This window comes from Caulobacter sp. GW456-12-1-14-TSB4 (assembly GCF_059424195.1).
The window spans coordinates 52327-68325 of the sequence record NZ_JBWKZF010000017.1; the positions used below are offsets into that span (position 1 = coordinate 52327).

A 15999-nucleotide genomic window follows, 5' to 3' on the forward strand; every position below is an offset into this window, starting at 1 on the left:
CTCCTTGAGATTGCGGGATGTCAGATTTGATGATCCGAGACGTCGGGGTGCGACGGCAATCATGATGCTCGTCCGTCAGGTGCACCTCGAAAGACCGTTCCGATCGGCACAACAACGCAGGTGCGCGAGGTTTTGCGAGAACGTCCCAATCGCCGCCCTCAGCACCCGAGAAGCGCCGCCAATCGTACGATCTTCCCTGTTTTCAGGCGCATATCGGTGGTTCTGGCGCGCCAGATCGTGCTGTGACGTACAAACGGAGTTGGCGCGCCCTGCTGGATTCGAACCAGCGACCGCTCGCTTAGAAGGCGAGTGCTCTATCCAGCTGAGCTAAGGGCGCGCGCTGGCCGGCCTGGTCCGCAAGGCCCTAGTGGGTCCAGGGCTGCTTGCGGTTGGCGGCGAAGTTGTCGGCGTAGGCCTTGATGATCTTCTTGGGCGCCTTCGGTTCGAAGAGCTGGAAGGAGATCTCGTGGCGCTGGGCGTAGGCGACGGCCTCGTCGCGCGTCTCGAAGGTGAGACGAATCTGGCCGTTCATGTCGCTGGACGTGGTCCAGCCCATCAGCGGGTCGGGCTTGCGGGCCGAGGCCGGTTCGAACTCCAGCACCCAGTCCTTGGTCTTGGCCTTGCCGGACTGCATGGCGTTCTTGGCGGGGCGATAGATGCGGGCCAGCATGGACCTCTCCCAAAGTACCTTGCCGATGGTCGGAGCGGCAGGATTTGAACCTGCGACATCCTGGTCCCAAACCAGGCGCGCTACCAGACTGCGCTACGCTCCGAAACATCGGCAGGCGCGTGCTCTACAGGGGTTCGAAGCGCGGATCAACGATCCGAACGCCTCAATTCATCCCTTCGGGAAGATTCGATGCAGCACCCGGTCGCCAGGCAGGATGCCCAGCTGCGCCGCGCGGCCGCCAGCCAGCTCCAGGACACCCAGGACAAGGCCGCCGGACGCCAGCGGCGTCTCGTCGTGCGGGCGGGCGTTGCGGGCGATCGACAGCACCCGGCCGTCCGGCGCGATGTAGATGATGTCCAGCGGGATCAGGGTGTTCTTCATCCAATACGCCACCCGCTGGGGCTTGGCGTAGGTGAAGAGCATCCCGCGATCGGGCGCCAGGCTCTTGCGGAACATCAGCCCGCGTTCCTGCTGGGCGCGGGTGGCGGCGATCTCGACCTGGAAGCGCGGGCGGCCGCGCATGGTGACGATTTCCACCGTCTCCAGCTTGCCCGCCGGAGCGGCTCCAGGCGCGGCCAAGACTCCGCTCCCCGCGCCGACGCCAAGCATCAACGCGGCGAGCAGCGTCCGCCTTCCGATCATCCGTTCCGCCACGCAACACCTCGGTGAAAGCCCATCTCGGTCGAGACTAGCTTCCCCCTGAGAACAGCGGAAGTCAGGCGTCGCCCGCGGTGATTTCCGCGACCACCAGGCCCTTGGGCCCTCGCGCGAACCGCACCAGCACGTCGTCGCCCGGCTGCAGGTCCTCGAGCCCGCCCCGGCGGAGCGTCTCGATATGCACGAAGATGTCGCCCGGCTCGGCGTCGCGGATCACGAAGCCATAGCCCTTGGTGCGGTTGAACCACTTGACCTTGGCGTGCTCGGCCGGCCCTTCGGGCTCCAGGGCGTGGCGCCCATGGCCTTCCCGCAGCAGGTCCCGACGCGGCGGCCCCTCGGCGAAAGTTCGCCTCTGTCGCTCGATCGGCGCCGAAGCGCAGCTCTCGTCGAGATTGACGACCTCGCTGACCTGCCAGCCTTTCGGCCTTCGCACCACGTCGCACACGATCACCGCCCCCTCCATGGCGGTTTCGCGGCCGCAGTTACGCAGCGATGTCACATGCAGAAGCACGTCCTTGAGCCCGGTCTGGCCCGGATCATCCGGTACGATGAACCCGTAACCCTTGCCGGCGTCGAACCACTTCACCTTTCCGCTGATGCGCACGAACTCTTCGTGCGCCGCAGCGTCCTCAAAATCGAAACCAGACATCCCACCCCTCTGGCTTGCCCAATCAGCCCATCGGAGCAAGCACTACGAGAACAGTGTTCTCGCGTAAGGAGAGCCGTCAATGACGAAATCACGTCAAAACCCCAGGTGGGGGCGATCCGCGACATTTCGTCGCAGAAACAACACAGTAACAATCCTGAAATACAGCCGAAGGTGGCAGTCCCTAGGGGAGTCGAACCCCTCTCTCCAGATTGAAAATCTGGCGTCCTAACCGATAGACGAAGGGACCACATCGCCGCCGAAGCGGAAAGCAGCCGGTATATAGTCCTCGCGGGTGGCAGTCCCTAGGGGAGTCGAACCCCTCTCTCCAGATTGAAAATCTGGCGTCCTAACCGATAGACGAAGGGACCACGGCCCCGCGAGGAAGCGGGTGTATAGCCGCGACCTTTGGGGTGCGCAAGCGGGCGAAAGTCATTTTTTCTGTCCGCCTACATCGCCCGCCAGAAAGGGCCTAGTCGGCGTAACGGGCCCTGGGGTCGTGAGCGTCCTCGATCTCCAGCTGGACGCCGTTGCGGCCCATGTAGTCGTCCGGCTTCAGCTTGCCCACGACGTCCAGCGCGCCGCCGCCGGCCAGCAGGCGCTGGCCCAGCGGCGTTTCGGCGCTGCGCCAGCTGATCGCCTTGATGCGGTCGCCCGTGGGGCCGACCAGGTCCATCCGCACGTGACCGCCCTTCAGGGCCGAGACACGGTCGGGCCGCACCTGGGTGAGCGCGAACATCGGCTCGGGATTGCCTGGACCGAACGGGGCCAGGCGCTGGAAGTCGTCGAGCAGCGCCCGATTCGCCGCGCGCGGCTGCACCAGGGCGTCGATCTCGACCGATTCGATTCCCACCGCCTCCATCTCCCCGGCCAGCTGCTCCTCCAGGAAGGCGCGGAACTCGGGAATCATCTCGGGACGGATGGAGAGGCCCGCGGCCATGGCGTGGCCGCCGCCGGCCATCAGCAGGCCCGCCTCGAAAGCGGCCTGGATGGCGCGGCCCAGATTGACGCCGGGCTGCGAGCGGCCCGAGCCCTTACCGACATTGGCGGCGCGATCGACGCCGATCACCACCACCGGCTTGCGATAGCGTTCGCGCAGGCGGCCGGCGACGATGCCGATGACGCCGGGGTGCCAATCCTCGCCGGACACCACGATCACCGGCGCGTCGGTATTGAAGTTGCCGCGCTCCAGCATGGCGGCGGCTTCCTCGACCACGGCGGCTTCGACGGCCTTGCGCTCGGTGTTGAGGCCGTCCAGCTCCTCGGCCAGGGCGGCGGCCTCCAGCGGATCGTCGGTCGACAGCAGCATGGCGCCGAGGTCGGAGCGGCCGATGCGACCGCCGGCGTTGATGCGCGGACCCAGGATGAAGCCGGCGTGGAACACCGACGGCTCGCCCGAGCCCTTGCCGACCTCGAACAGCGCCTTCAGGCCCGGATTGGCCCAGGCGCCCATGGTCTTCAGGCCCAGCGCCGTCAGGGCGCGGTTGAAGCCGACCAACTGGGTGACGTCGCAGACCTCGCCCAGGGCCACGAGATCCAGCCACTGGCGCAGGTCCGGCTGCGGCCGCTCCTCGGTGAACAGGCCGCGCTGGCGGGCCTCACGGTTCAGGGCGGCCAGCAGTACGAAGGTGACGCCGGCGGCGGCCAGGACCCCCTGCCCGCTCTGGCAGCCCGGACGGTTGGGATTGACCACGGCGGCGGCGGCCGGCGGGTCTTCGCGCATCAGGTGGTGGTCGATGACCACGACCTCCAGGCCGATCTCGCCGGCGCTGGCGATGGCGTCATAGGCGGCCGCCCCGCAGTCCAGGGTCACGACCAGCTCGGCCCCGCCGTCGCGGATGGTCTTGAAGGCCGCGGGGCTGGGGCCATAGCCCTCGGTCAGGCGGTCGGGAATGTAGATGGGCAGCTCGACGCCCATATAGCGGAACCAGCGGACCAGCTGGGCGGCGCTGGTGGCCCCGTCGACGTCGTAGTCGGCGAAGACCATGGTCGGCCGGCCGCTGACCAGGGCGTCGATCAGGATCTCGGCGGCCCGGTCCATGTCGGTGAAGCTGGACGGATCGGGGAACAGCGCCTTCAGGGTCGGGCGCAGATAGTGCTCGGCCTGCTCCAGGCTGACGCCGCGCGAGGCCAGGGCCCGCGCCAGGGGCTCGGTCAGGCCGTGGCGCTGCTGGATGTCACGCACCACGGCCATGTCGGCCGGCCGTTCGCGCCAGGCGCGGCCGCTCAGCGAGCGTTCGACGCCCAGGAAGGCGTTGGCGGGAATTTCGGTGACACCATCGGCAGGCATCGCTGGAGAGTAGCTGGTCACGTGGATTCGGACCATGCGGCGCCGAAACGACAGTCCCGGACGTGGGTTAGCCGGCCTTGGCCTCGCTCCGGATCACCTCGACCTCGTTGGCCGAACCCAGCACCACCGGCACGCGCTGGTGCAGCTTGGTCGGCTGGATGTCGAGGATGTCGGTCAGCCCTTCGGTCGACTTGCCCCCGGCCCGCTCGACCAGCAGGCTCATCGGGTTGGCCTCGTACATCAGGCGCAGCTTGCCGGGCTTGTCCGGCTCGCGGGCGTCCCACGGGTACATGAAGACGCCGCCGCGCATCATGATGCGGTGGACGTCGGCCACCATCGAGGCGACCCAGCGCATGTTGAAGTTCTTGCCGCGAGGACCGTCCTTGCCCGCCAGGCAGCCGTCGATATAGCGGCGCACCGACGGCGCCCAATGGCGCTGGTTGGACATGTTGATCGCGAACTCGGCCGTGTCGGCCTTGATCGAGATGTTCGGGTGGGTCAGCAGCCATTGGCCGTCGGCGCTGAGCGTGAAGCCGTCGACGCCGCCCGACAGGGTCAGGACCAGCATGGTCTGCGGGCCATAGACCGCGTAGCCGGCCGCGACTTGGCTGCGGCCCGTCTGCATGAAGTCGGCTTCGGTCGGCGCATGATCGGCCGGTGCGGACAGCACCGAGAAGATCGTCCCGACCGAGACGTTGACGTCGATATTGCTGGAGCCGTCCAGCGGGTCGAAGGTCACCAGATAGCCGCCGACGCGGCCGGTGGGCTCGACTTCTTCCAGCTCCTCCGAGGCCAGGCCCGCGACGGCGGCGCAGCCCTTCAGGGCGTCGCTCAGCATGTCGTTGGTGATGACGTCGAGCTTCTTCTGCTCCTCGTCCTGGACGTTGGTGCTGCCGGCCGCGCCCAGGCTGCCCGACAGGGCGCCGCTGGCGACGACGCGGCTGATCTGCGCGCACGTGGCGGCGATCGTCTGGACGACGTCCTTGAGGGCGGCGTCAGCCGGCTCGGCCGCGAGCCGGGCGGCCAGGTCGACGAAGGCGGTCATCTGGTATCCTCGAACCGAATAGTAGAACGGCCGCCCCTACAGGACGGCCGTGACAGTAAGGTCTCAGACCTTACGCTTCATGCGAACTTCTCGGACGGTGCCCGTCGAGGAGTTCATCACCAGGGTGTGGGTGTGCACGCAGCCATCACGGAAGATGACGCCGTCCAGCAGCCCGCCGCGCGTCACGCCGGTGGCGGCGAAGATCGCCTCGTCCCGGACGATCTCGTGCAGGTCGTACTTCTTGTCGAGCTCGGTGATGCCCCACTTCGAGGCGCGGGCCCGTTCGTCGTTGTTGCGGAACAGCAGTCGTCCCTGGAACTGTCCGCCGACGCACTTCAGCGCCGCGCAGGCCAGGACGCCTTCCGGCGCGCCGCCAGAGCCCAGGTAGAGGTCGATGCCGGTCGAGGGATCGGTGGTGTTGATCACCCCGGCCACGTCGCCGTCCGTGATCAGATGGATGCGGGCGCCGGCGGCGCGGACCTTGGCGATGATGTCGGCGTGACGCGGACGATCCAGCACGCAGACCGTGATCTCGGTCGCCGCCACGCCCTTGGCGTCGGCGATGGCCTGGATGTTCTCGGCCGGCGACTTGTCCAGATCGATCACCCCGGCGGGCAAGCCCGGACCGCAGGCGATCTTGTCCATATAGGTGTCGGGCGCGTTCAGCAGCGTGCCCTTGGGCGCCCAGGCCATCACCGTCAGGGCGTTGGGCTGGGACTTGGCCGCCAGGGTCGTGCCCTCGAGCGGATCCAGGGCGATGTCGATCTTGGGGCCCTTCCCCGTGCCGACCTTCTCGCCGATGTACAGCATCGGCGCTTCGTCGCGCTCGCCTTCGCCGATGACGATCTCGCCCTCGATATCCAGCTCATTCAGGGCGTTGCGCATCGCGTCGACGGCGGCCTGGTCGGCGGCCATCTCGTCGCCGCGGCCCAGCATCGTCCACGACGCGATGGCGGCGGCTTCGGTTACGCGAACGGCGTCCAGGACCAGCGAGCGGTCCAGGGTGTTCGAACTCATCCGTCTCTCCCGACCGCCCTTGAGCCAGGCGGCCTAGTTCCCAATGTCGCCTTCGACGCCGAGTTTTCTCGGTCGTTTAGATACGCGCGACGCGCAGAAGGCGGGGACGCTCTAGCACGGTCTGCAATTTTTCGATGCGGCTAATCGCGTCCAGCAGATTCGATTCCGGCGTCGCATGGGTAACGAGCACGATCGGCACGCCACCTGCGCCTTCGACAGGCTTTTGCAGGAAGCTGTCGATCGAGACGCCGCATTCGGCCAGGGTTTCGGAGATGGCGGCGATGACGCCCGGCTGGTCCTGGACCATCACCCGCAGATAGGCCTTGCCCACCGCGCGGGCCGGATCGATGGCGATGAACGGGGCCAGTTCGCCGGCCGGAGCCTGGAATACAGGCCGCACGGCCTTGGTCATCACGTCGGCGATGTCGGCGGCCACGGCGGCGGCGGTCGGACCCGCGCCCGCGCCCGGTCCCTGGATGAAGATCCGGCCGATGCGCTTGCCCTCGATGAACAGCGCATTGAGCGCCCCGCCCGCCTGGGCCAGCGGGTGCTCCAGCGGGGCCAGCGACGGATGCACCTTCACGGCCACGCCGTCGTCGGTCTTGGCGGCGCTGGCGACCAGCTTGATGCGGTAGCCCAGGTCCTTGGCCAGCTTGATGTCGAGCAGCTCGACGTCGCTGATGCCCTCGATCTCGGCGGCCTCGAAGTTCGGGGCGCAGCCGAAGGCCAGGGCGGCCAGGATGCTGATCTTGTGGCCGGCGTCGAAGCCGCCGACGTCGGTGGTCGGATCGGCCTCGGCATAGCCCAGGCCTTGAGCCTCGCGCAGCACGTCGGCGAACGAGCGGCCGGTCTTCTCCATCTCGGTGAGGATGAAGTTGCAGGTGCCGTTCAGGATGCCGGCCACCGAGACCACGTCGTCGCCGACCATGGCCTCGCGCAGCATCTTCACCGCCGGGGTGCCACCCATGACGGCGGCCTCGAACAGCAGCGGCACGCCTTGGGCTTCAGCCAGGGCCGCCAGTTCGGCGCCGTGCACGGCGATCAGGGCCTTGTTGGCCGTGACCACCGGCTTGCCGGCTTTCAGGGCGGTCTCGACGGCGACCTTGGCCGGGCCGTCCGAACCGCCGACCAGCTCGACGAACAGGTCGATGTCCGGCGAGCCGGCCAGCGCCACCGGATCATCGAACCAGGCCAGATTCGAGATATCGACCGTGCGGGCGCGCGACTTGTTGCGGGCCGAGACAGCGGTGATCACGGCGCGATCGCCGGCCGGCGCGAAGTCCGGGCGCTCGGCCAGGAACTGCAACAGACCGCCGCCGACGGTGCCCAGGCCCGCGACGCCGATGCGCCAGGTCTTCTTCGTCATCTTAGAATCCTTGGAAAGAACGGGGCCTTACGAGGCCTGTTCCATCTTGTTGTGGGCCTTGGCCAGGATGGAGTCGGCGTTGGCGATGAATTTCTTCACGTTGCGCGCGGCCTGGCGGATGCGGTGTTCGTTCTCGACCAGACCGATCCGCACATAGCCCTCGCCGTACTCGCCAAAGCCGATGCCGGGGGCGACGGCGACGCCGGCCTCCTCGATCAACAGGCGCGAGAACAGCATCGAGCCGGCTTCGCGATAGGCCTCGGGGATCTTGGCCCAGGCGAACATCGAGGCCGGCGGATTGGGGATGTCCCAGCCCGCGCCCTTCATCGACTTGATCAGGGTGTCGCGGCGGTTCTTGTAGATGCCGCGGATCTCGTCGACGCAGTCCTGCGGGCCGTTCAGCGCCGTGGCGGCGGCCACCTGCACCGGGGTGTAGGCGCCGTAGTCGAGATAGGACTTCACGCGGGCCAGGGCCGCGCAGATGCGGGCGTTGCCGACCACCATGCCCACGCGCCAGCCGGCCATGGCGTAGGTCTTCGACAGCGAGTTGACCTCGACGGCGATGTCCTTGGCGCCGTCGACCTGCAGGATCGACGGCGGCGGGTTGTTGTCGAAATAGATTTCGCCATAGGCCACGTCGCTGATGACCAGCAGGTCGTGCTTCTTCGCGAGAGCGACCGCGTCCTTGTAGAAGTCCAGGTCCACCCACTGGGCGGTCGGGTTCGACGGGTAGGACAGGATCAGCACGCTGGGCGGCGGCACCGAGTGCTTCACCGCGCGGCTGATGTTGGAGAGGTACTCCTCCGGCGACAGGGCCGGCACGTGGCGGATGATGCCGCCGGCCATGATGAAGCCGAAAGCGTGGATCGGATAGGCCGGGTTCGGGCAGATGATGACGTCGCCGGGGCCGGTCAGGGCCTGGGCCAGGTTGGCGAAGCCTTCCTTGGACCCCAGCGTGGCGATCACCTCGGTGTCGGGGTTCAGCTTCACGCCGAAACGGCGGCCGTAATAGTTGGCCATGGCCTTGCGCAGGCCGGGCACGCCCTTGGAGGCGGAATAGCGGCCCGCCTTGGGGTCGCGCGCCGTCTCGATCAGCTTGTCGACGATGTGCTGGGGCGTGGGCATGTCCGGATTGCCCATGCCGAAGTCGATGATGTCGGTCCCCTCGGCGCGGAGGCGCGCCTTGATCTTGTTGACCTCTTCGAAGACGTACGGCGGCAGGCGGCGGATACGGTGGAAATCGGTGCTCATGAGGGCTCTGTGCGCCGCTTCGGCGCTCTGGGAGCGGAAAGTCGGGCATGGATAGACCCCGAGCGGGGCCAAGCCAAGCCAGTTCAAGGAAGATTATGCCTCCGTCGCCCTATTGGGGCTGGGACGGAGGCGCGCTAGCTCGGCCGCGTGCTGCGCGGGCGAAGGCTTCGGTGTTGGCGCGATCGGCGTCGGTCGGCGCTTCGAAGGCCGGCGGCTTGACGTCCTTGCGGGCCTTGGCGGCGTAGCTTTCGCTGTCCTTGAGCTCCCAGGTCGCGGGCGCGGTGGCCGCGGTCAGGGCGTCGCCGGCGCGCTGCTGCTGGACGACGGCGGCGCGGACCTGATCGGCGGTCGGCACGTCCGTCGGCATCGCCGGGATGTCAGAAAACTTGCGGCGCACGCCCTTGGCCTTGGCCGCCGCGTCGACGCGGGCGGCGATCGGCGAGCTGGCATCGACCTTGGTGGTCGAGAACGGCGTCGTGCACGCAGCCACGCCAGCCGTCAGGCCGACGATCAGAGCAACACGTACGATTTTGCGGGTTTCGCCGTTCATTGGTTCTGGTCTTATGCGATGATCGCGGCGAGCGAAAGGCGTTCGACGCTGCTTTTCGCGAACACATAGGCGGAGGAACTCATGGCCACGGCAAAGGCGGCTCCCAAGGCCCGGAAGAAAGCTTCCCCCAAGGACCAGACCGCCGAACCCAAGGCCAAGGCCGCGCCGAAGACCGCAAAACCGAAGGCGGATCCCGAGCCGCCGCCGAAGACCGAATCGGCCAGCGGCGCTCAAGGCGGTCCCCAAGGCGGCCCCAAGCCCCCGCCCTTCCCGCCTTTCGAAAAGGTGCTGTCGGCCGATCAGCTGAAGATGGTCGAGACCCTGTCGGCCAATCTCGCCCGCGCCGCCGTCACGGCCCAGGGCGCGATCGCCGAGGCCGCGTTGCGTCAGGCCGACCGTCCGGCCGCCCTTACCCCGGATCCGTTCCACGTCGCTCCGGCCCTGAACGCGGTGATGACGCGCCTGGCCGCCCAGCCCGACCGGCTGATGCGGGCCCAGGCCGATCTCTTCAGCCAGTACATGGAGTTGTGGCAATCGACCGCCCGCCGCGCCGCCGGCGAGGAAGTCGCGCCCGTGGTCGCGCCCGCCGCCGGCGACAAGCGCTTCAACGATCCCGACTGGGCGTCGAACCCGATGTTCGACTTGATGAAGCAGTCCTACCTGCTGTCGTCGAACTGGCTGAACGGCCTGATCGCCGAGGTCGAGGGCGTCGATCCGGCCGCCAAGCGCCGGGTCGAGTTCTTCACCAAGATGCTGACCGACGCCTTCTCGCCATCGAACTTCCTGATCTCCAACCCCGCCGCCCTGCGCGAGGTGGTGCAGACGCAAGGGCAAAGCCTGGTGCGCGGCATGGAGAACTTCGCCGCCGACCTGGAACGCGGCGGCGGCCAGCTGGCGATCAGCCAGACGGATCTCGCCAAGTTCAAGGTCGGCGAGAACGTCGCCACCGCCCCGGGCAAGGTCGTCTACCAGAACGACATCCTGCAGCTGCTGCAGTTCGATGCGACCACCGAAACGGTCTGCGAAATCCCGCTGCTGATCTTCCCGCCGTGGATCAACAAGTTCTACATCATGGACCTGCGGCCCGAGAATTCGCTGATCCGCTGGCTGACGGGTCAGGGCTTCACGGTGTTCGTCGCCTCGTGGGTCAATCCGGACCAGACGCTCGCGGCCAAGACCTTCGAGGACTACATGCTCGAGGGCATCTACGACGCCACCCAGCAGGTCATGACCCAGTGCGGCGTCGATAAGGTCAATACCGTCGGCTACTGCATCGGCGGCACCCTGCTGTCGGTCGCCCTGGCCCATATGGCCGCGCGCGGCGACACGCGGATCAACTCCACGACCTTCTTCGCCGCCCAGCAGGACTTCGCCGAGGCCGGCGACCTCCTGCTGTTCACCAACGAGGAATGGCTGCAGTCGATCGAGCAGCAGATGGACCAGGCCGGCGGCTTCCTGCCCAGCCAGTCGATGGCCGACACTTTCAACGCCCTGCGCGGCAACGACCTGATCTGGTCGTTCTTCGTCAGCAATTACCTGATGGGCAAGGAGCCGCGGCCGTTCGACCTGCTGTTCTGGAACGCCGACCAGACGCGGATGCCCAAGTCGCTGCACCTGTTCTATCTGCGCAACTTCTACAAGGATAACGCCCTGACCACGGGCCAGCTGAGCCTGGGCGGCGAGCATCTGGACCTGTCGAAGGTCAAGACCCCGATCTATGTCCAGTCGTCCAAGGACGACCACATCGCCCCGTTCCGCAGCGTCTATCGCGGGGCCAAGGCGTTCGGCGGCCCGGTGACCTTCACCATGGCGGGCTCGGGCCACATCGCCGGGGTGATCAACCATCCGGACGCCAGGAAGTACCAGCACTGGACCAATGACAGCCTGCCCGGCGACGTCGGTGACTGGATCGCCGGGGCGCAGGAGCATCCGGGCTCGTGGTGGCCGCACTGGGCCGCTTGGCTGAAGGCCCGCTCGGGCGACCAGGTCCCCGCCCGCGACCCGGCCAAGGGCCCGCTGAAGCCGCTGGAGAATGCGCCAGGCAGCTTCGTGCTGGTCAAGTCGTGAACCGGGCGGGCCTCGCCGCGCTGACCGTGCTGGCGGCCCTGGCCGCGACGCAGCCGGCGGACGCCCAGCGCCTGCGTGACCGCATCGCCGCCCGTGCGGCCGAACGGGCCGAGGCCCGCGCCGCCACCGCGACCTTGCCGACCGGCGTCGTGTCCGATCGCAACCTCAGCTACGGCAGCGACCCGGCCCAGACCTTCGACGTCTATCGCCCCCGCGACGCCAAGGGCGCTCCGATCGTCGTCATGGTCCATGGCGGCGGCTGGCGGATCGGCGACAAGGCCATGGGCAAGGTGATCGACAACAAGATCAGCTGGCTGTGCGGCCAGGGCATCGTCTTGGTCTCGATCAACTATCGCATGCTGCCGCAGGCCGATGTCGCGACCCAGGCCGACGACGTGGCGCGCGCCATCGCCGCCGTCCAGGCGCGGGCGGCCAGCTGGGGCGGCGATCCGGCCAAGGTCGTGCTGATGGGCCACTCGGCCGGCGCGCACCTGATCGCCCTGCTCAGCGCCGATCCGGCCCTGGCGGCCAAACACGGCGCCAAGCCCTGGCGTGGCGCGGTGGCTCTCGATAGCGCCGCCATGGACGTGCCGACGATCATGGGCGCACGCCACATGAAGCTCTATGACGATGCTTTCGGCGGCGATCCGGCGACTTGGCGCGCTCTGTCGCCCTTGCAGCAGATGAAGGCCGCCCCTGCCCCTCTGCTGATGATCTGCTCCTCGCGCCGCGCCGATTCCTGCGCCCAGGCCCAAGGCTTCGCCGACAAGGCCAAGAGCCTGGGCGGCCGCGCCGAGGTCGCGCCGCAGGACCTGAGCCATGGCGAGATCAACGCCAAGCTCGGCGAGGCCGGCGCCTATACCGACACGGTCCAGGTTTTTCTGAAGTCCATCCTGCGCTAGGCGGCATCGAGACCCGCGTTCGCCCAAAAGCCGCCGTGATCGTGGCAGAGCTTCCGCGCCATGCTCACGCTGGACCGCCGCACCGTTCTGGGAATGGCCGTCGCCGCGCCCTTCGCGGCGACCGGCGAGGCCAGCCATGCGCTGATCCCCGACTCGGGCCGCAAGCTGGCCGTCGCCGCCCGCCAGCAGGTCGGGATCACGGTCGAGTACGATCCCAGCTATCGCAACATCGGCTATCCGAACGGCGACGTGCTGCGCACCAGCGGCGTCTGCTCCGACGTCCTGATCCGGGCCGCCCGCGACGCCTGGGACATCGACCTGCAGAAGCAGGTGCACGAGGACATGCTCAAGGCGTTCACCGCCTATCCGTCACGCCGCGAATGGGGCCTGACCAAGCCCGATTCCAATATCGACCACCGGCGGGTGCTGAACCTTGAGACCTTCCTGGCCCGCCAGAAGGCCAGCCTGCCCCTGCCCGACCGCCGGCCGTTCGGCGGCGACGGGTTCGAGGCGCCGCAGCCCGGCGACGTCCTGACCTGGCGGCTGGCCGGCGGCCGCCCGCACCTGGGCGTCGTGGTCGATGGCCCCCAGCACGTTCGGGTGGCGCACAATATCGGCGAGGGCGTCCGCGAGGAGCCGCTCTGGATGTTCAAGCTGCACAAGCCCGCCGGCCATTACCGCTGGCGGGTCTAGGCGCTACAGGCCCGCGTCTTCCTTGAGGCCCAGGGCGATATTCATGTTCTGGACAGCCGCGCCCGAAGCGCCCTTGCCCAGGTTGTCCAGCAGCGCCACTAGGCGCGCCTGGCCGCTGGTGTCCGAGCCGAACACGAAGAGCTTCAGGCGGTTGGTGCCGTTCAGGCCTTCCGGATCCAGGGTCGTCAGGCCCTTGGCTTCCTCGAGCGAGGCGACCTCGACGAACTTCTCGCCCTTGTAGTGCTTGGCCAGGGCGGCGTGGATATCGCCCAGCGACGGCGCGCCGTTCAGGGTCGAGAAGTGCAGCGGCATCTCGACGATCATGCCCTGCAGGTAGCGCCCCACGGCCGGCATGAAGATCGGACGGCTCAAGAGGCCGCCGTGCATCTGCATTTCCGGCACGTGCTTGTGGCCCATCGACAGGCCGTAGATCCGGTACGGGACCTTGGTGAAGTTTGCGGCGCTCTCGTCCTCGAACTCGGCGATCATCGCCTTGCCGCCGCCGCTGTAGCCCGAGACGGCGTTGTACGAGACCGGTAGCTCCGGCGGCAGGATGCCAGCCGAGACCAGCGGCCGCGTCAGGGCGATGGCGCCGGTCGGATAGCAGCCCGGATTAGAGATGCGCTTGGACTTGGCGATCTTGCCGCGCTGGTCCTTGTCCAGCTCGGCGAAGCCATAGGCCCAGCCCTCGGCGGTGCGATAGGCGGTCGAGGCGTCGATGATCACGGTGTTCGGGTTGGTGACCAACGCCACGGCTTCCTTGGCCGCGTCGTCGGGCAGGCACAGGATCACCGCGTCGGCGCCGTTAAGCATCTCGGCGCGGGCGTCGGCGTCCTTGCGCTTGTCGGGGTCGATCGAGACCAGCTGCAGGTCGGTTCGGCCAATCAGGCGCTCGCGGATCTGCAGGCCGGTGGTGCCGGCTTCGCCGTCGATGAAGACCTTGGGGGCGCTGGTCATGAGGACTCCGATCCTGGCTTAGACCGCCAGAGAAAGCAGAAAACAGAGACAGAAATGAAAAGGGGCGCTTCGGCCTGACCGAAGCGCCCCTTCCCGTAAGACGTAATCGTCGCGATTAGCGCTTCGAGAACTGGAAGCTGCGGCGGGCCTTGGCCTTGCCGTACTTCTTACGCTCGACGACGCGGCTGTCGCGGGTCAGGAAGCCGTGCGGCTTCAGGACCGGGCGCAGGCCGGGTTCGTAATAGGTCAGGGCCTTGGACAGGCCGTGACGGATGGCGCCGGCTTGACCCGACAGACCCGAACCTTCGACGGTCACGATGACGTCGAATTGGCCCAGACGATCGGTCACTTCCAGCGGCTGGGCGATCATCATGCGCAGCACCGGACGAGCGAAGTAAACTTCCTGGTCGCGGCCGTTGATGGTGATCGAGCCCTTGCCCGGCTTGATCCAGACGCGAGCGATCGCGTTCTTGCGCTTGCCGGTCGCGTACGAGCGGCCCTGGGCGTCGATCTTGGGCTCGGCCGGAGCGGCCGATTCCGGGTTGCTGGACAGCGAGGCCAGCGCTTCAAAGCCTTGTGCGTCGGTCATGACTTAGAGGCTCCGGGTGTTCTTGGTGTTGCGCGAAGCGAAGTCGATGACTTCCGGGCTTTGCGCTTGGTGCGGATGCTCACCGTTGTTGTAGATGAGCAGGTGGGTCAGCTGCTTGCGAGCCAGCGGGCTCTCCTTGGGCAGCATGCGCTCGACGGCCTTTTCCAGGACGCGTTCCGGGAACTTGCCGCCCAGCACCTTGCGCGGGGTGGTTTCCTTGACGCCGCCCGGGTGACCGGTGTGACGGTAGTAGACCTTGTCGTCGAGCTTCTTGCCCGTGAACTTCACCTTGTCGGCGTTGATGACGACGACGAAGTCGCCGCAATCGACGTGCGGGGTGTAGTCAGGACGGTGCTTGCCGCGAAGACGCATGGCGATGAACGTCGCCAGACGACCGACAACGGCGTCCTGGGCGTCGACCACGATCCACTTCTTCTCGACCTCGGCAGGCTTCAAGGAAGCCGTGATCTTCTGCATGGGATTGATCCGTAATTTCTAGGCGTCCGACCCCGAGAAACCCGGCTTCGTCCGTGTGAGGCGCGGCATGTACGGGAGGGTTCGCGGGCTGTCAACAACGGTGAGCGGAGAAACTTACAAAACCCATACAATACAATGGGATAGATATTACGGTATCATAATACCGCATTTTGTTCGGGATCATGCGTCGTCGCCTTCGCGGCCAGCCGCTGAAGGTGTTGGGGAGGCGACGAAGCGGCCGGGCGAACCCGGAGACCGTAAGGTTTGTTGTGTTTCGGCTCGCTGACCGCTCCGCCAGGCTGTTCTTGCCCGTGAGGATGGGAGGCGTGAGCGTATTTCAGCTCGGGTCCCCACTAGCCCCCGGACGGGCGCGGACCAAGTCGATCGGCTACATCCGTCTCGACCCCGACGATCCACGATAGGCGGCTTGTACGATCACCGCCCTGTCGCTCCGCTGATGGCTTTGATCCCCGGAGACTGCCCGTCCGCCTGCCGCCCCGCCTAAAGAGTACGGATGCGACGGCCTTCGAGCCTCCGGGAACCGCCAGCGGCCCCGCTCAACCTAGCCCCGCCGCCGTCTTGGGCCGGATCCAAACGCCCTCCCCCGCGACGGAGATGGCTATGATTGTGCAGGGGTTCTGAACGCGGATCATTCGGCAAGGCGTAAAATCGACAAGCGGTTGATTTCGCTGCGTTCGACTTTGCGAACGCCGAGGATAGAGCACGCTCAATCCCCTTTACGGGAAGGCTTTCATCTCTCCTCCCCCTCTTGGGGGAGGTGGCGCGCCGCGAAGCGCGGCGTGACGGAGGGGGCTGGTCATG

The 15999-nt window shown here is 67.1% G+C and carries 15 protein-coding genes and 4 tRNA genes; 3 read left to right on the forward strand and 16 right to left on the reverse strand.

What is annotated here, in order from left to right; all coding sequences use genetic code 11:
* Positions 1-260 precede the first annotated feature (260 nt).
* The 13 genes from AC07YH_RS16435 to AC07YH_RS16495 all read right to left on the reverse strand — a co-directional run bounded on the left by AC07YH_RS16435 (position 261) and on the right by AC07YH_RS16495 (position 9492).
* A tRNA-Arg gene (locus tag AC07YH_RS16435) sits at positions 261-337 on the reverse strand.
* 27 nt (positions 338-364) lie between these two features.
* Entirely contained in the window at positions 365-670 is a 306-nt protein-coding gene (locus tag AC07YH_RS16440; protein ID WP_494748041.1) for an ETC complex I subunit, read from the reverse strand.
* Positions 671-696: 26 nt separating this feature from the next.
* A tRNA-Pro gene (locus tag AC07YH_RS16445) sits at positions 697-773 on the reverse strand.
* Between the two features lie 65 nt (positions 774-838).
* Positions 839-1279, reverse strand: coding sequence for a DUF192 domain-containing protein (locus tag AC07YH_RS16450; protein ID WP_494748103.1), 441 nt, complete (start codon positions 1277-1279; stop codon positions 839-841).
* Positions 1280-1385: 106 nt separating this feature from the next.
* Positions 1386-1976 (reverse strand): stationary phase survival cold shock domain protein CspD, encoded by a 591-nt coding sequence (gene cspD, locus AC07YH_RS16455; protein ID WP_494748042.1) that lies wholly within the window; start codon positions 1974-1976, stop codon positions 1386-1388.
* A 172-nt stretch (positions 1977-2148) separates the two neighbouring features.
* Positions 2149-2223: transfer RNA gene (locus AC07YH_RS16460), tRNA-Glu, on the reverse strand.
* 46 nt (positions 2224-2269) lie between these two features.
* Positions 2270-2344, reverse strand: a tRNA-Glu gene (locus AC07YH_RS16465).
* Positions 2345-2445: 101 nt separating this feature from the next.
* Positions 2446-4263 (reverse strand): single-stranded-DNA-specific exonuclease RecJ, encoded by a 1818-nt coding sequence (gene recJ / locus AC07YH_RS16470; RefSeq protein WP_494748104.1) that lies wholly within the window; start codon positions 4261-4263, stop codon positions 2446-2448.
* Between the two features lie 67 nt (positions 4264-4330).
* Positions 4331-5308 carry a class 1 fructose-bisphosphatase gene (locus tag AC07YH_RS16475; RefSeq protein ID WP_494748043.1) on the reverse strand — a complete coding sequence of 326 codons (978 nt, stop codon included), beginning with the start codon at positions 5306-5308 and terminating at the stop codon, positions 4331-4333.
* Between the two features lie 63 nt (positions 5309-5371).
* Positions 5372-6325, reverse strand: coding sequence for a class II fructose-bisphosphatase (gene glpX / locus AC07YH_RS16480; RefSeq protein ID WP_494617664.1), 954 nt, complete (start codon positions 6323-6325; stop codon positions 5372-5374).
* A 76-nt stretch (positions 6326-6401) separates the two neighbouring features.
* Positions 6402-7691 carry a homoserine dehydrogenase gene (locus AC07YH_RS16485; RefSeq protein WP_494748044.1) on the reverse strand — a complete coding sequence of 430 codons (1290 nt, stop codon included), beginning with the start codon at positions 7689-7691 and terminating at the stop codon, positions 6402-6404.
* Between the two features lie 27 nt (positions 7692-7718).
* Positions 7719-8942, reverse strand: a complete 1224-nt coding sequence (locus AC07YH_RS16490; RefSeq protein ID WP_494748045.1) for an LL-diaminopimelate aminotransferase — start codon at positions 8940-8942, stop codon at positions 7719-7721.
* Between the two features lie 109 nt (positions 8943-9051).
* The gene (locus AC07YH_RS16495; RefSeq protein ID WP_494748046.1) at positions 9052-9492 is read right to left on the reverse strand and encodes a hypothetical protein; all 441 of its coding nucleotides are present in this window, start codon (positions 9490-9492) and stop codon (positions 9052-9054) included.
* An 81-nt stretch (positions 9493-9573) separates the two neighbouring features.
* Here AC07YH_RS16495 and AC07YH_RS16500 point away from each other — a divergent pair, with 81 nt between their 5' ends.
* The 3 genes from AC07YH_RS16500 to AC07YH_RS16510 are packed head-to-tail and all read left to right on the forward strand — an operon-like array spanning position 9574 to position 13154.
* Complete coding sequence (locus tag AC07YH_RS16500; RefSeq protein WP_494748047.1) at positions 9574-11559, forward strand: class I poly(R)-hydroxyalkanoic acid synthase; 1986 nt, start codon at positions 9574-9576, stop codon at positions 11557-11559.
* Complete coding sequence (locus tag AC07YH_RS16505; RefSeq protein WP_494748048.1) at positions 11556-12461, forward strand: alpha/beta hydrolase; 906 nt, start codon at positions 11556-11558, stop codon at positions 12459-12461. The genes AC07YH_RS16500 and AC07YH_RS16505 overlap by 4 nt, the downstream gene beginning before the upstream one ends.
* Before the next feature lie 60 nt (positions 12462-12521).
* Positions 12522-13154 (forward strand): DUF1287 domain-containing protein, encoded by a 633-nt coding sequence (locus AC07YH_RS16510; RefSeq protein ID WP_494748049.1) that lies wholly within the window; start codon positions 12522-12524, stop codon positions 13152-13154.
* A 3-nt stretch (positions 13155-13157) separates the two neighbouring features.
* On the opposite strand, the gene argC is transcribed toward AC07YH_RS16510, so the two are convergent.
* The 3 genes from argC to rplM all read right to left on the reverse strand — a co-directional run bounded on the left by argC (position 13158) and on the right by rplM (position 15177).
* A complete protein-coding gene (gene argC, locus AC07YH_RS16515) occupies positions 13158-14111 on the reverse strand; it encodes an N-acetyl-gamma-glutamyl-phosphate reductase (RefSeq protein WP_494748050.1) in 954 nt (317 codons plus the stop codon).
* 115 nt (positions 14112-14226) lie between these two features.
* Positions 14227-14700: a 30S ribosomal protein S9 gene (rpsI, locus tag AC07YH_RS16520; protein WP_494748051.1), complete on the reverse strand. Its 474-nt coding sequence runs from the start codon at positions 14698-14700 to the stop codon at positions 14227-14229.
* Between the two features lie 3 nt (positions 14701-14703).
* Positions 14704-15177 (reverse strand): 50S ribosomal protein L13, encoded by a 474-nt coding sequence (gene rplM / locus AC07YH_RS16525; RefSeq protein ID WP_494748052.1) that lies wholly within the window; start codon positions 15175-15177, stop codon positions 14704-14706.
* Positions 15178-15999: the final 822 nt, after the last annotated feature.

Coding starts and splice junctions, on each gene's coding strand:
- AC07YH_RS16440 (WP_494748041.1), bottom strand. CDS start 670: ATGCTGGCCCGCATCTATCGCCCCGCCAAGAACGCCATGCAGTCCGGC.
- AC07YH_RS16450 (WP_494748103.1), bottom strand. CDS start 1,279: ATGCTTGGCGTCGGCGCGGGGAGCGGAGTCTTGGCCGCGCCTGGAGCC.
- cspD (WP_494748042.1), bottom strand. CDS start 1,976: ATGTCTGGTTTCGATTTTGAGGACGCTGCGGCGCACGAAGAGTTCGTG.
- recJ (WP_494748104.1), bottom strand. CDS start 4,263: ATGCCTGCCGATGGTGTCACCGAAATTCCCGCCAACGCCTTCCTGGGC.
- AC07YH_RS16475 (WP_494748043.1), bottom strand. CDS start 5,308: ATGACCGCCTTCGTCGACCTGGCCGCCCGGCTCGCGGCCGAGCCGGCT.
- glpX (WP_494617664.1), bottom strand. CDS start 6,325: ATGAGTTCGAACACCCTGGACCGCTCGCTGGTCCTGGACGCCGTTCGC.
- AC07YH_RS16485 (WP_494748044.1), bottom strand. CDS start 7,691: ATGACGAAGAAGACCTGGCGCATCGGCGTCGCGGGCCTGGGCACCGTC.
- AC07YH_RS16490 (WP_494748045.1), bottom strand. CDS start 8,942: ATGAGCACCGATTTCCACCGTATCCGCCGCCTGCCGCCGTACGTCTTC.
- AC07YH_RS16495 (WP_494748046.1), bottom strand. CDS start 9,492: ATGAACGGCGAAACCCGCAAAATCGTACGTGTTGCTCTGATCGTCGGC.
- AC07YH_RS16500 (WP_494748047.1), top strand. CDS start 9,574: ATGGCCACGGCAAAGGCGGCTCCCAAGGCCCGGAAGAAAGCTTCCCCC.
- AC07YH_RS16510 (WP_494748049.1), top strand. CDS start 12,522: ATGCTCACGCTGGACCGCCGCACCGTTCTGGGAATGGCCGTCGCCGCG.
- argC (WP_494748050.1), bottom strand. CDS start 14,111: ATGACCAGCGCCCCCAAGGTCTTCATCGACGGCGAAGCCGGCACCACC.
- rpsI (WP_494748051.1), bottom strand. CDS start 14,700: ATGACCGACGCACAAGGCTTTGAAGCGCTGGCCTCGCTGTCCAGCAAC.
- rplM (WP_494748052.1), bottom strand. CDS start 15,177: ATGCAGAAGATCACGGCTTCCTTGAAGCCTGCCGAGGTCGAGAAGAAG.